Source organism: Collinsella sp. D33t1_170424_A12, assembly GCF_015554865.1.
GTDB lineage: Bacteria > Actinomycetota > Coriobacteriia > Coriobacteriales > Coriobacteriaceae > Collinsella.
This window is the reverse complement of the sequence record NZ_JADNJJ010000040.1, coordinates 1-12,751: the sequence shown is the minus strand read 5'-3', so window position 1 is coordinate 12,751 and position 12,751 is coordinate 1. Positions and strand designations below refer to the sequence as shown.

Below are 12,751 nucleotides of genomic sequence, written 5' to 3'. Positions count from 1 at the left end.
TCGTCGGATATCGATTATATGTTAGGCGGACCGTCCATGACGGCGCAGACCCCTCGCGAAAGCGAGATCAACTGAACGCGTGTTATGTGCCTGCGCTGGCGGCGGCCCCGACATCCCGGCTTCGTGGTACAATACCCCCCGCAAAGCGGGCCAGGCGATCGCGCGTGCGGCATGTTCGCATGTGAGGAAAGTCCGGGCTCCACAGGGCAGGATGCTGGCTAACGGCCAGGCGGGGCGACCCGACGGAAAGTGCCGCAGAAAAGAAGACTCCCACCTACGACTCGTCGTAAAGGGAAAAGCTGAAACGGTGGTGTAAGAGACCACCAGCGTCGTGGCAACATGGCGGCTTGGTAAACCCCATCCGGAGCAAGCGCAAATAGGAACGCGATGGGCCGGCCCGGTCCGCGTTCGGGTAGCGTGCGTGGAACTGCACGGTGACGTGCAGGCAAGATAAATGATCGCCCGCGACAGAACCCGGCTTATCGGCCCGCTTTGCCTTCTTCGAATCCCCGAAATAGCCCCGGCGCGCCAACGACATCCCGAGACGCGCCCAAACCATCATTTCCTTTACTGATTCATTACATTCGCTAGCTGTATTAACTGCTCGTTAGCTTTGTGTAAGGTGTTATCCTTAGAGACGCTTTACAAAGGTGCGCGCCTCGCATGCGCCGCACGATAGGAATGTGGTTATTCGTGGACGTCTCATTCTCCTATTTCATCTCCCAAGTCTTTTCAAATCCGATCCTCGCCATGACGGTCCTGCTCACGCTCGGCGTGATCTTCGTCAACGGCTGGACCGACGCGCCCAACGCCATCGCGACGTGCGTCACCACGCGCTGCCTGCCGCCGAAAGCGGCCATCATCATGAGCGCGATCTTCAACTTCCTCGGAGTCTTCATCATGACGCACATCAACGCCAGCGTCGCCTCGACCATCTCCAACATGGTCGACTTCGGCGCGAACACCCAGATCGCGCTCATCGCCCTGTGCGCGGCGCTCTTCTCCATCGTGGTGTACTCCGTGGGCGCGAGCATCTTCGGCATCCCCACGAGCGAGAGCCATAGCCTCATCGCCGGCCTTACCGGTGCGGCCATCGCGCTCGGCGGCGCCGAGGGCGTCAACATGAACGAATGGGTGAAGGTTCTCTACGGCCTGGTGCTCTCCCTCGGCCTGGGCTTCGCCATGGGCTGGGTGACCTGCAAGATCGTTACCATCCTTTTCGCCAACAGCGATCGGCGGAAGTCCAACACCTTCTTTCGGTGGGCACAGATCGCCGGCGCCGCCGGCATGAGCTTCATGCACGGCGCTCAGGACGGCCAGAAATTCATCGGCGTCCTCTTCCTGGGCGTCGCCTTCTGCAACGGCCAGCCCTCCGTCGAGAACATGATCATCCCGGTGTGGCTCATGCTGCTGTGCTCCGTCGTGATGGGCGTGGGCACGTCCGTCGGCGGCGAGAAGATCATCAAGTCCGTGGGCATGGACATGGTGAAGCTCGAGAAGTACCAGGGCTTCTCCGCCGACCTCTCCAGCTCCATGTGCCTGCTACTGGCCACCCTCACGGGCATCCCCGTCTCCACCACGCACGTCAAGACAACGGCCATCATGGGCGTGGGCGCCGTGAAGCGCATCTCGGCCATCAACTTCGGCGTGGTCAAGGACATGCTGCTCACCTGGGTGTTCACGTTCCCGGGCTGCGGCCTCATCAGCTTCCTCATGGCTAAGCTGTTCCTGCTCTTCATCTAGCCGATTCGCCTGTTCCAGGCGAATCCCCATCCGCAAACATCCCCGCAACCAAAGGACTCATCATGGCTAAGAAAAACGACGCGTTCTACTACGATTGCTTCGCCTCGGCGGCCGAGCTCGCCTGCAAGGCGGCCATCAAGCTCGACACCATCATGCATCACTTCGATCCCTCCAAGATCGAGGAGGCCGTCGCCGAGATGCACGAGATCGAGCAGGAAGCAGACGAGCTGGTCCACGAGATCAACGACGCGCTGATCACCGCCTTCATCACACCGATCGAGCGCGAGGACATCGCCACCCTGGCAAACTCCCTCGACGTCGTGATCGACCGCATCGAAGGCGTCTTGCACCGCATCTACTTCACCAATATCCAGCAGATGCGCCCGGACGCCCTGGAGATGTCGGCCAAGGTGGTGCGCGCTACCGAGCAGATGCACGACCTCGTGCTCGAGCTGCCGCAGTTCAAGCGCTCCAAGAGCCTGCGTGAGCACGTCATCACCGTGAACACCATCGAGAGCGAGTGCGACGACATCTACATCGGGGCCATGCGCGAGCTTCACACCGCAGACCTCGATCCCCTCACCATCATTTCCTGGCGCGACGTCTATACGTTCCTTGAGTATTGCGCCGACTCCTGCGAGTTCGTTGCCGATACCGTCGAGTCCATCGTGATGAAGAACAGCTAGGAGCCCCTATGTCATTCACCGAGCTTACGCGCCAGCGCTATTCGTGCAGGCACTATACCGCCGATGCCGTCGAGCCCGAAAAGCTCGCGGCCATCCTCGAGGCGGGCCGCATCGCCCCCTCCGCATGCAACAATCATCCCGCACGCGTGCTGGTATGCGACACGCCGTCGCTCCGCGAGGCCGCGGCGAAGGCCGCCTATCGATTCGAGCGCGACGGCAGCGTCTTCGGCGCTCCGGTCGTTCTGCTCGTATGCGCCAAGACCGACGAGGCCTGGGTGCGCAAGTATGATCAGCGCAACGCCTCCGATATCGACACCGCCATCGTTGTCGACCAGATGATGATGCAGGCCACCGAGCTCGGCTTGGGCACGTGCTGGGTATGCCATTTCAACCCCGAGGTCGCTCGCGAGGTATTCGACCTGCCCGAGGACGTCTACCCCATCCACATGCTCACCGTGGGCTACGCCGCAGATTCGATCGCCGATCCCGAGGCGCGCGAGGCCCGCACCATAGCCCTTGCAGACTTCACCAACGTGCACGCCTAGCAACGCCTTGTAACGCCGTATTCGGCGTAGTATACGAAAGAGAGAGCCCGCACCCCCCTAACGGAGATGCGGGCTCTCTCATAGGCTTTCAAGACCGTTACACACAAAAACGGCCGCCGATACATGACCGGCAGCCGTACACGTTGCAAAGATCTTGAGAGACCGAAGGCTAGTCCAGATCGTCGGCCACGAAGTTGTCGAGCGGAGCGAACGGATCGGCCACGGGCGCAGTCGCCATGGGCTCGGACACCGGAGCCGCGACGGGAGCCACGGCAGCAGCGGAGCCCGTAGGGGTATTGGCGAGCAGCTCAGCCGGGAAGGAGTTCTGGGCCTCGTCCATGAAGTGCTGGATGAGCTTCATGTACTCGTTCTTGAAGTCCTCACGAGAAGCCTTCAGGCGATCGATCTCGTCGATCTGCTTCTGCTTCTCGGCAAGAGCCTGACGAATGACCTCGCGGGCCTTCGCGTCGGCCTCGTTGCGGATGCGCTCGGCGTTCTCCTGGGCATCGTTGATGATGGCATCGGAGGTCTGCTGCGCGGCGATGAGGGCAGCGGAGATCTGGCGCTCGGTGGCCGTAAAGTCGGGAGCCGGAGCGGGCGCGGGTGCCGGAGCGGGCGCGGCGGCATTCTGCGCGAGGGCGGCCTGGGCGTCAGCGAGCTGCTGCTCGGTTGCGGTGAGGCGGGTCTTCAGGTCGACGATCTTGTTGAGCATAGCGTCGACCTCGGACGAGATCTGCTCGAGGAACACGTCGACCTCGGCGGGATCGTAGCCGCGCTTGGCCTCGGAGAACGTCTGAGCCTGGATATCAGCGGGAGTAATAGCCATCGAAACAATCCTTTCCATGCACCTGGCGGCCCTAGCGAGCACCGCCATGCGTTTCCTACAAAAGTATACCTATGAGAAGCCGCTCGATAAGGGTCAACGCAAGAACAGCAATAACGGGCGAGAAATCGATACCGCCCATAGCTGGCATGAACCTGCGGAAGAAGTTGAGAAACGGTCCCACCAGGGACTCGAGCACCGCCCCGATGTCGGCGAGCAGGCCGTTGGGATTCATGGGGATCCACGTGAGCAGACAGTACGCCAGAATCAGGAAGTTATAGAACTGGAAGAGCGATTGAATGATAGAGACAAGGGTGTACGGGGTCACGGTTCTCCTACTTAGACTTGATGTAGCCCTCGGAGCGGAGCTTGGCCAGGTCGGATTCCTTGACCTCGCAGCCCTGGGGCAAAACGATGAACACGCGGTCGGCGACTTCCTTGATGCTGGCGCCCAGACCGCAGGCGAAACCATAGCTGAAATCGAGGACGCGCTTAGCCACCTCGGTACGCACGCCAACGAAGACGAGCGCGACGGGCTGGCGCGTGCGGACGCGGCGAACGACCGTCTCCACGTCGTCGTAGCTCTCGGGCCGCAGGATGTAGGCAGGCAGCTGGGGCGTATTGTTGACCACGGCGCTCACCTGCGCCGACACGTCGGAAGCGGGGGCCGGAGACGCCGGCGAGGGCACCGAGCGAAGGGTCTCGGCATAGCTGGACGGCGTATCGTACGCGCCGGGGCGATAGGCCTCCTGGCCGCGTGCGGGCGGGTTGTACGTGGTTGCGTGGCGCTCGGCATCGCCGACGGGCTGACCGCTGCGCGTATACACGGCGACGGACGCCGCCTCGCCGCGATGGGTCTGACCGAGCAGCCCCGAGCTCGAGTCCTCGTCGGTGTACTGGGAAGCATAGCCCGTATCGGCCTGGGCGCCGTAGCCCTGGTCCTGATAGCCATCGGTGGCGTATGCATCCGAGCCGCCCTCGTAATAATCGTCATAACCGTCCTGGCCGTAGCCTTCCTGGCCGTAGCCGGACTGGTTCTGACCGAACGGGAGCCTGCTTTTGATATCGTCTAAAAAGCCCACGTTTCTCAACCTCTCTGCCCTAGGTTTCGTTTGATCTTCGAATGGTGCAGGTCAAGCGCATGCCTGACCTGCTTATTCTACTGCAAAACCAGGGTCGAACAACACCCTACCAAGGCGAACGATGGTAGAACCCTCCTCGAGCGCGATATCGAAGTCCTCGCTCATGCCGCACGACAGCTCGCGCAGGTCGAGCGCCGGGTCTTGCGCCGACAGCTCATCGCGCAGCTCGCGTAGGCCCGAGAAACATGCTCGCGCCCTCTGCTTATCCCCGCGAGGAGCCATCGTCATAAGCCCTCGGATGCGAATTCCACAAAGTGCGCTCAGCTCGGGGAACAGCTCGCGAAGCTCATCGGGAGAAAACCCCGACTTGGAGCGCTCACCGGCCACATTTACCTCGATCAGCACGTCCTGAGGACCAGGCAGCGAACCCTCCGCGATATGGCGCTGCGCGCGCGTTGAAACGGCTTTGGCGAGGTGGAGTGAGCTGATGGAGTGGATGAGCTCCGCACGGCCCAGCACGGCGTTGATCTTATTCGTCTGCAGGTTGCCGATCATATCGAATCGCACGCATGGCGCATCTGGAAGGGTTGCGACATGCTGCGTCTTCCTGATGAGCTCCTGGGGCCGATTCTCACCGAATCGCCTGAACCCGGCAGCTATAGCCGCTTCGACCTCGTCGGCCCCAACCGTCTTGGAAACCGCGACCATGTCGACGTCGGCGAAGCTGCGGCCGCTGCGATCGAGTGCCAGCGCCATACGGGAGAGGATGGCCTCTCGGCGACGTTTAAGATGTTCGAGATATGCCATATCCATAGCGGGATTCCCTTCGCAGTGGTTCGCAGCCCATACTACCGCAGCGGTCCGCGGCGCAGCAGCTTCATCGCCATCGCTACACGTTTGCATCATGAAGCGCCGCTTATGCAAAAACCGCCGGACAAATCCTCGTATCCGGATTCGTACGGCGGTTTGCAAACACATGGCCCGACAGGCAGCAGGCTAATCCGTAGTCTCAGCCGCCTTGCGGATGAGGGCGGCCAGCTGGTCGCCCACCTCCTCGAGCGGAAGCTCGGCTACATAGCGCGCATCGGCAGCGGGATCGAGGATGACGCCCTCGCCCGAGGGGATACGCATGCTCTCGAGCTCGCCCTCGTCTGCTTCGGCCAGATCGGCCGCCGAAGCGCGCTGGCCCGTAAGCAGGAAGACCAGGCGATACGCGCACTCCATGGAGATGGATGCGATGCGGTCGAGATAGCGCGAAACCATGATGGTGCGGCGGAAGTCGTCCATCTGCGCGTCGTCGGCCACATCCATGGTCTCGGTGCGATTGAAGACGCGGAAGAACTCCTGATACGCACCGTGCACGGCCTCGTCCTCATCGGAGAGAGCCAGCACGATCGACAGGTCGTTGTTGACGAGCGCGGAGATGGTGGCGCCCAGCACGCGGAAGACGCCCTGCGCTTCGGCATCGATGAGCTGCACCATCTCGACGGGCACCTCGATATCGTTTTTCACCTTGCGCTTGGCGGCGCGAGCGATACGGCGGACCTTGTCGCACATGCGCTGCAGGTTGAAATCGATGTAGATGATGGTCTGCAGCAGGCGGAAATCGGACGCGACCGGGCTCTGCGTGGCAATAAGGTTGTAGCACACGGCCTCGAGGTTGGCGCAGCGGGCATCGATCTGGAACGTTGCCTCCTGCGTCGCGGCGGCGAGCTTCTTATCGTCCTCTACATAGGCGCGCACGGCATCGTGCAACGCCAGGTCGACGGCCTCGAAGATGGAGAACATCTCGTGGCGAGCCTCGACCAGCTGACGGGAAAACAGTTTGCGCATTCTAGGCTCCAATCAGACGCGCGCGGACGTGCTACATCCGCAACCAGTACGAGCCGGGCGAATCGGTGACTAGCCGAAACGGCCGGTGATATAGTCCTCCGTGCGCTTATCCATCGGACTAGTGAAGAGAGCGTCGGTTTGACCATACTCGATAAGTGTAGCAGGCTCACCAGCGACTTCCTGTAAGAAGAATGCAGTGTAATCGGAGATACGCGCGGCCTGCTGCATGTTATGCGTAACGATGATGATGGTCATCTCGGGCGCGAGCTCGGCCATCAGGTCCTCGACCTTCTGAACGGAGGTGGGATCGATGGCCGAACAGGGCTCGTCCATCAGGAGCACGTCCGGCTGAACCGCCAGGACGCGGGCGATGCACAGTCGCTGCTGCTGTCCGCCGGAAAGCGCCAGACCGTCTTTCGAGAGCTGATTGGATACCTCTTTCCAAAGGTTGGCGCGCTTGAGGGACTCTTCGACTATGTCGTCGAGGTCGCTTTTGCTAGTCACGCCCTGCAAACGCGGGCCAAAAGCGACGTTCTCGTAGATGGATTTGGGGAAGGGGTTGGGCTGCTGGAAGATCATGCCCACACGGCGACGCAGGTCGACGGGATCGACGCCCTCGGCATAGATATCGGCGCCGTCGAGCGTCATCGAACCTTCGATGCGCGTGCCCTCGATCAGGTCGTTCATACGGTTCATGCAGCGAAGGAAGGTGGACTTGCCGCAACCGGAGGGGCCGATGAACGCGGTGATCTTGTTCTTGGCGATGTTGAGGTTGACATCGGTAAGGGCGTGGAAATCTCCGTACCAGAAATCGAAATTCGCCGTGGATATAGCGCTGATCTCGGGCGTGGGCGCAGCTTGGTAAACGGTCACGGGAGCTCCTTACTTGCTCTTGCGAGAGAGATGGCGTGCGAACAGGTTGAAGGCGAGGATGATGATCATCAGCAGCAACGCGGTGCCGTAGGCGGCGTTCATGTTGATGCCGTCATTGGCCAGAAGGTACAGGTGCACCGTCATGGGGCGGCCGGAATCCATGGGTGTGATAGGCAGGTTGATAGCCTGGCCCATGGTGTACAGGACGACGGCGGTCTCGCCGATAGCGCGGCCGATGCCCAGCACGATGCCGGTTGCGATGCGACCGAAGGCGGACGGGAGCACGATGCGGGAGACGACCTGCCACTTGGTGGCGCCCAGGCCGTACGCACCCCAACGGATGTAGCGCGGCACGGCGCGGATAGCCTCCTCGGTGGTGCGCATGATGATGGGGAGCATGAGCAGCGCGAGCGCGAGGGCGGCGGAGAACATGGACAGGCCGAAACCCATGGCCTCGACGAACAGCGCATATCCGAACAGGCCCATGACGATGGAGGGCACCGATGCAAGGGCGTCGGCGGCATAGCGAATAATGCCGACCAGGCGACCTTGCTTGGCGTACTCGGCGAGATAGACCGCTGCCAGCACGGCGATAGGCGTGCAGATGAGCATGGCGAGCGCGGTGACGTAGACGGTCGAGACGATGGTGGGCCAGATGCCGCCCTCGGCGTTGACGCCGTGGGGCCAGCCGAAGATGAAATCGGGCGAGATGTGCGGCAGGCCGTTGATCACCACGTAGGCGATGATCGCGACCAGCACGAGCGTGGTGATGGCGGCCGCAACGCGAAAGACGCCGAGCATCACCTTGTTGGACGTGTTCTTAGAGATGCGTCCCTGCTTGCCGTGGGACAGGACGCGCTTGATGCGCTGCGAGGAGCTCAGCTGCTCGTCGGCGGCGTGAGAAGTCTGGTTGATAGCCATAGCCCTATCCCTTCCTCATCTTGGACAGCAGGCGCACGATGCCCACGAGCGATGCGGAGATGATGAACAGCACCACGCCCATGCCGAACAGGGCCGTACGGTGCAGACCCGACGAATAGCTCATGTCGAGCGCGATCTGGCTCGTGAGCGTGGATACCGGGCTCGAGATGGACTCGGGGATGACGGGGGCGTTGCCGACGACCATGAGCACGGCCATGGTCTCGCCGATGGCGCGGCCCATGCCCAGCACCACGGCGTCGACGATGCCGAATCGGGCGGCGGGCAATACGACCTTGTAGATGGTCTGCCACTTGGTGGCGCCCATCGCATAGGAGGCCTCGCGGATGCCCATGGGGATGGAGTTGAGCGCGTCGATGGTGAGCGTGGTGATGGTGGGCACGATCATGATCGCGAGCACGAGCCATGCGGTCAGGGCGCCGAAGCCCATCCCGCCGGTGAGCTCCGCCACCACGGGACGGATGATCACCATGCCGAAGAAACCGTAGATGATCGAGGGAATGCCGGCCAGCAGGTCGACCGCCGGGCTGATGAGGGCGCGCACGCGGTCGGTGGCGATCTCGGTAAGGTAGACGGCGGTGCCCACGCCGAGGGGGACGCCGAGCACGAGCGCGCCGACGGTGACGAGGCCGGAGCCCGCCAGCAGGGACATGATGCCGTACTGGCCCTCGGTCGGAGCCCAGGTGAAGCCGAAGAAGTTCGCCAGCCCGATATCGGTGAACACCGGCGCGGCCTGCATCATGGTGAACGCGAAGATGAGCAGCACGGTGACCACGGCCAGGAAGGCGCATGCGAAGAAGAGGTACTGCAGGCCCTTCTCCTTAAGATAGGTGCTGCGCGAAACGAGGGCGAGCTCGCGCTTGCGCGGAGCCTGGTTCTCGCCTGCGTCGGGACGGTCGACGCTCGTCATGCTACATCTCCTCCCCTGCATCGTTGCTCACGGGAATGAAGCCCGCCTCGCGAATCTGGTCGTCCATCTCGTCGGACAAGACGTACTCGATATATCCCTGCGCCTCGTCGGAGGGCTCGCCCTTCGTGAAGAAATACAGGTCGCGCGAGATGGGATAACCGCCGCTGGCGACGGTCTTCTCGCTGGGCTCGACATGGTTGACGCTGATGGCGCGAACCTGGGTCTGAGCGTATTTGGACTCGACGAAGCCCATGGAGATGTAGCCGATGGCTCCACGCGTGCGGCTTACGACGTCGCGCACCTGGCCGGTGCCTGAGAGCACGGCGGCTCGGCGGTCGAACGGCGTACCGTCCATGATGATGGACTTGAACGCCTCGCGCGTACCCGAAGCCTCATCGCGATTGACGAGTTGGATGGGCAGGTCCTCGCCACCGACCTCGGACCAGTTGGTGACCTCGCCGGCGTAGATGGCGCGCAGCTGGTCGACGGAGAGGTTCTGGACCGGGTTGTCGGGGTTCACGATCACCGCGATGCCGTCGTGGGCGATGGGGATGGTCGTGAGCCCCAGGTCCTGCTCCTGGGCGTTGAGTCCGCGTGAGGAGGTGGCGATATCCGCGGTGTCGTTGGAAACCGCCTCGATACCCGCGCTGGAACCCAGGCCCGACACGAGCACCGACACACCGGTCTGCTCGGTATAGGACTCGGCAGCCACCTCGGCGATGGGTAGGCAGGTCGTGGAGCCCGCAACGGTGATCGACCCCGTGGATACGGTCGTCGAGCACGCGGAGATGGATACGGCTGTGACAAAAGAGAGGGCCCCGGCGGCAATGAGCGCTAGAGGGCCACGGCTATGGCGGCGTGACGACCACAGGTGCCCGCCTCGGCCCGGTACGAGAAGAACCGGGTGTTGAGACGCACGGTCGAAAGCCGCAAGTCGTGAATTTCGCACGGAGGAACTCCAATTTCTTCGAGCGACGATACGATGCACGCGGACAGGTCGAGCAGCCGCGATGCAGTATCCTCAATGTTATCAAACCGTAATGAGAATGTGTGCAGCAGGTCAGCTGAGACCTGATATTCGTCACCTTGGATATGCGGTCCGATATACGCGCGAATATGGGATGCATCGAGCCCGGTCTCGCTGCATAGGATTCGAGCGGCTTTGGCCGCGATGCGCGCATACGTGCCCTTCCAACCGGAATGGACCACTGCAAACGCGGCATCTCCGCAGGTCAGAAGCACGGGAACGCAATCGGCGAAACACAGCAGCACGGGCACGTTCAAAGCGGTGCACACGATGGCGTCCGCCCCGGCGGCGATGCGCTCGCGTATAACGGCAAGCTCGCGCTCGTCGGAATTTCGAACGACCACCACGTCATCCCCATGAACCTGGTTGGGAACGAGCAGGCGCGGCGCATCGGCCTCGCAACCAAGGGCCGCGAGCGCGCGACGACGGTTCTCCTCGACCGCGGCCAGATCGTCCCCTACATGGCTCCCCAGATTAAGCGATGCATACGGAGGCTTCGAGACGCCGCCCGAGCGCTCGGTAAAGGCAAGGCGCACGCGGCCGTGGTCGGCCCGATGCAGCACGACGCCCGATTCGTATTCCACTCGATCCATAGATACCTCCTCCGCCGCACATCCAAAATGATGTTGTGCGGGATAACCGATTGACGGGCGCTATCCCAAGCGCCGTAAAGAAAAACCCGCCGGGGATATTCCCGGCGGGTTGCAGGTGCATGAGGACGAAGCGACCTTAGAAGTTGCCGCGCTTGAGGAAATCGGGCAGCTCGAACTGGTCGTTGCCGAAATTGGGAAGCTCGGTGCCGCCGACGTTGCGCGTGGGGGCAGCCTGCGCGGCATGAGCGGGAGCCGCGGCCTCGGCCTTAGCCTGGGCCTGGGACTGGGCGAACAGGTCGTCCTGGCGGTTGACGTTGGAATCGGAGAAGCCCGTGGCGATAACGGTGATGCGCACCTGATCGCCCAGGGACTCGTCCACGACGGTACCGAAGATGATGTTGGCCTCGGGGTCGACGGCGTTGGCGACGAGGTCGGCGGCGTCGTTGATCTCCTGGATGCCGAGGTCCTTGGAGCCTGCGATGGAGAGCAGGACGCGCGTGGCGCCATCGATGGAGCTCTCGAGCAGACGGCTGGAGATGGCCTGCTGGGCGGCGTCGACGGCACGGGAGTCGCCGGAGGCGACGCCGATGCCCATCATGGCGGTGCCGGCCTGGCGCATGATGGTCTTCACGTCTGCGAAGTCCAGGTTGATGACGCCGGGGACGGTGATGAGGTCCGTGATGCCCTGGGTGCCCTGGGAGAGGACGCCGTCTGCGTTGGAGAAGGCCTCGAGCATGGTGGTCTTCTTCTCGGCGATGTCGAGCAGCTTGTCATTGGGGATGACGATGAGGGTGTCGACGCTGTCGGACAGGGTCTTGATACCCTCCTCGGCCGCCTTCTTGCGCTTGCGGCCCTCGAAGGTGAACGGCTTGGTGACGACGGCCACGGTCAGCGCGCCGACCTCGTTCATGGCGATATCGGCGACGATGGGGGCCGCGCCGGTACCGGTGCCGCCGCCCTCGCCCGCGGTGATGAACACCATATCGGCGCCGGCAAGGGCCTCGGCGATGTCGTCGCGGCTCTCGTCAGCGGCCTTGCGGCCGACCTCGGGGTTGGCGCCGGCGCCCAGGCCGCGCGTGAGGTCGGTGCCGATGTGGACCTTGATATCTGCATCGGAGATCGCGAGCGCCTGCGCGTCGGTGTTGATGGCGACGAACTCGACGCCGCGGATACCCTCTTCGATCATTCGGTTGACCGCGTTGGTGCCGCCGCCGCCCACGCCGACCACCTTGATGACGGCAAGATAGTTGTTGATCTCGTTCTCGTGCATGTGTCGGTCCTCCGAACATCGCTCAACGTAATGCTTGTGAATAGAAAACGGTACTGGTAACCCTCAAGTTCAGATTAAACGTAGAGGTAAAACACTGTATGTTTGCATGTTTTTGCGGCACTTGTCAAACGTATACCGCATCAATTGTGAATTTGGTAATCAAATACCAGGTAAATCATGGAGCCGTTCACCGAGTCGCAGGTAAACGGCTCCCCTGCTCGCCTATTTGGGCACGCTGCGAAATGTATACGCGTTGGGCGTTCGCACATCGATGTACGTGACGCCCGGCTGCTGCTCGAGAAGCGTGGTGACGACGCGTTCCTTCAGGCCGATGTCCTCTGGCGCTCCCAGCGCGACCTCGATGCCCGATACGAGGTTGGCGGCGATGGCCTCCTTGGACGGCACGGAAAGATACTTGATCTGCGCT

14 protein-coding genes, 1 other RNA gene and 1 pseudogene are annotated in these 12,751 nt (G+C 62.2%); 4 read left to right on the top strand and 12 right to left on the bottom strand.

Translation table 11 applies throughout. The features are described 5' to 3' along the window. Positions 1-142: 142 nt before the first annotated feature. From rnpB to I2E26_RS01980, 4 genes are all read left to right on the top strand, one after another. Positions 143-498, top strand: an RNA gene (rnpB, locus tag I2E26_RS01995) — RNase P RNA component class A. A gap of 195 nt (positions 499-693) precedes the next feature. Beyond that, positions 694-1,743 carry an inorganic phosphate transporter gene (locus I2E26_RS01990; protein WP_195419406.1) on the top strand — a complete coding sequence of 350 codons (1,050 nt, stop codon included), beginning with the start codon at positions 694-696 and terminating at the stop codon, positions 1,741-1,743. 62 nt (positions 1,744-1,805) lie between these two features. Continuing rightward, positions 1,806-2,429: a DUF47 domain-containing protein gene (locus tag I2E26_RS01985; protein WP_147588101.1), complete on the top strand. Its 624-nt coding sequence runs from the start codon at positions 1,806-1,808 to the stop codon at positions 2,427-2,429. Positions 2,430-2,437: 8 nt separating this feature from the next. Next, positions 2,438-2,974, top strand: a complete 537-nt coding sequence (locus tag I2E26_RS01980) for a nitroreductase family protein (protein WP_195419405.1) — start codon at positions 2,438-2,440, stop codon at positions 2,972-2,974. 169 nt (positions 2,975-3,143) lie between these two features. Here the strand turns inward: I2E26_RS01980 and I2E26_RS01975 are convergent, their stop codons facing one another. From I2E26_RS01975 to I2E26_RS01920, 12 genes and pseudogenes are all read right to left on the bottom strand, one after another. After that, positions 3,144-3,800 (bottom strand): DivIVA domain-containing protein, encoded by a 657-nt coding sequence (locus I2E26_RS01975; protein ID WP_147588099.1) that lies wholly within the window; start codon positions 3,798-3,800, stop codon positions 3,144-3,146. 55 nt (positions 3,801-3,855) lie between these two features. Continuing rightward, positions 3,856-4,125, bottom strand: coding sequence for a YggT family protein (locus I2E26_RS01970; protein WP_147588098.1), 270 nt, complete (start codon positions 4,123-4,125; stop codon positions 3,856-3,858). 7 nt (positions 4,126-4,132) lie between these two features. Continuing rightward, a complete protein-coding gene (gene sepF, locus I2E26_RS01965; RefSeq protein ID WP_147588097.1) occupies positions 4,133-4,879 on the bottom strand; it encodes a cell division protein SepF in 747 nt (248 codons plus the stop codon). Between the two features lie 72 nt (positions 4,880-4,951). Continuing rightward, entirely contained in the window at positions 4,952-5,692 is a 741-nt protein-coding gene (locus I2E26_RS01960; RefSeq protein WP_147588096.1) for a YggS family pyridoxal phosphate-dependent enzyme, read from the bottom strand. 183 nt (positions 5,693-5,875) lie between these two features. Continuing rightward, the gene (locus tag I2E26_RS01955; protein ID WP_147588095.1) at positions 5,876-6,712 is read right to left on the bottom strand and encodes a PhoU domain-containing protein; all 837 of its coding nucleotides are present in this window, start codon (positions 6,710-6,712) and stop codon (positions 5,876-5,878) included. Between the two features lie 69 nt (positions 6,713-6,781). Continuing rightward, positions 6,782-7,585 (bottom strand): phosphate ABC transporter ATP-binding protein PstB, encoded by an 804-nt coding sequence (gene pstB / locus I2E26_RS01950; RefSeq protein WP_147588094.1) that lies wholly within the window; start codon positions 7,583-7,585, stop codon positions 6,782-6,784. A 9-nt stretch (positions 7,586-7,594) separates the two neighbouring features. Beyond that, a complete protein-coding gene (pstA, locus tag I2E26_RS01945; RefSeq protein WP_195419404.1) occupies positions 7,595-8,506 on the bottom strand; it encodes a phosphate ABC transporter permease PstA in 912 nt (303 codons plus the stop codon). A gap of 4 nt (positions 8,507-8,510) precedes the next feature. Continuing rightward, positions 8,511-9,434 carry a phosphate ABC transporter permease subunit PstC gene (gene pstC, locus I2E26_RS01940; RefSeq protein WP_195419403.1) on the bottom strand — a complete coding sequence of 308 codons (924 nt, stop codon included), beginning with the start codon at positions 9,432-9,434 and terminating at the stop codon, positions 8,511-8,513. Between the two features lies 1 nt (position 9,435). Next, positions 9,436-10,263, bottom strand: coding sequence for a phosphate ABC transporter substrate-binding protein (locus I2E26_RS01935; protein WP_370551421.1), 828 nt, complete (start codon positions 10,261-10,263; stop codon positions 9,436-9,438). 5 nt (positions 10,264-10,268) lie between these two features. Beyond that, on the bottom strand, positions 10,269-11,054 hold the full coding sequence (locus I2E26_RS01930; RefSeq protein ID WP_195419402.1) for a polyphenol oxidase family protein: 786 nt from the start codon (positions 11,052-11,054) through the stop codon (positions 10,269-10,271). Positions 11,055-11,190: 136 nt separating this feature from the next. Then, positions 11,191-12,324 (bottom strand): cell division protein FtsZ, encoded by a 1,134-nt coding sequence (gene ftsZ, locus I2E26_RS01925; protein ID WP_147588090.1) that lies wholly within the window; start codon positions 12,322-12,324, stop codon positions 11,191-11,193. 222 nt (positions 12,325-12,546) lie between these two features. Continuing rightward, positions 12,547-12,751, bottom strand: a pseudogene (locus I2E26_RS01920) (hypothetical protein); the annotation flags it as partial.

What these genes read in the sequence shown, in the direction of transcription:
- I2E26_RS01985 (WP_147588101.1), top strand. Translation starts at nt 1,806, where the DNA reads ATGGCTAAGAAAAACGACGCGTTCTACTACGATTGCTTCGCCTCGGCG.
- I2E26_RS01980 (WP_195419405.1), top strand. Translation starts at nt 2,438, where the DNA reads ATGTCATTCACCGAGCTTACGCGCCAGCGCTATTCGTGCAGGCACTAT.
- I2E26_RS01975 (WP_147588099.1), bottom strand. Translation starts at nt 3,800, where the DNA reads ATGGCTATTACTCCCGCTGATATCCAGGCTCAGACGTTCTCCGAGGCC.
- I2E26_RS01960 (WP_147588096.1), bottom strand. Translation starts at nt 5,692, where the DNA reads ATGGATATGGCATATCTCGAACATCTTAAACGTCGCCGAGAGGCCATC.
- I2E26_RS01955 (WP_147588095.1), bottom strand. Translation starts at nt 6,712, where the DNA reads ATGCGCAAACTGTTTTCCCGTCAGCTGGTCGAGGCTCGCCACGAGATG.
- pstA (WP_195419404.1), bottom strand. Translation starts at nt 8,506, where the DNA reads ATGGCTATCAACCAGACTTCTCACGCCGCCGACGAGCAGCTGAGCTCC.
- pstC (WP_195419403.1), bottom strand. Translation starts at nt 9,434, where the DNA reads ATGACGAGCGTCGACCGTCCCGACGCAGGCGAGAACCAGGCTCCGCGC.
- I2E26_RS01930 (WP_195419402.1), bottom strand. Translation starts at nt 11,054, where the DNA reads ATGGATCGAGTGGAATACGAATCGGGCGTCGTGCTGCATCGGGCCGAC.
- ftsZ (WP_147588090.1), bottom strand. Translation starts at nt 12,324, where the DNA reads ATGCACGAGAACGAGATCAACAACTATCTTGCCGTCATCAAGGTGGTC.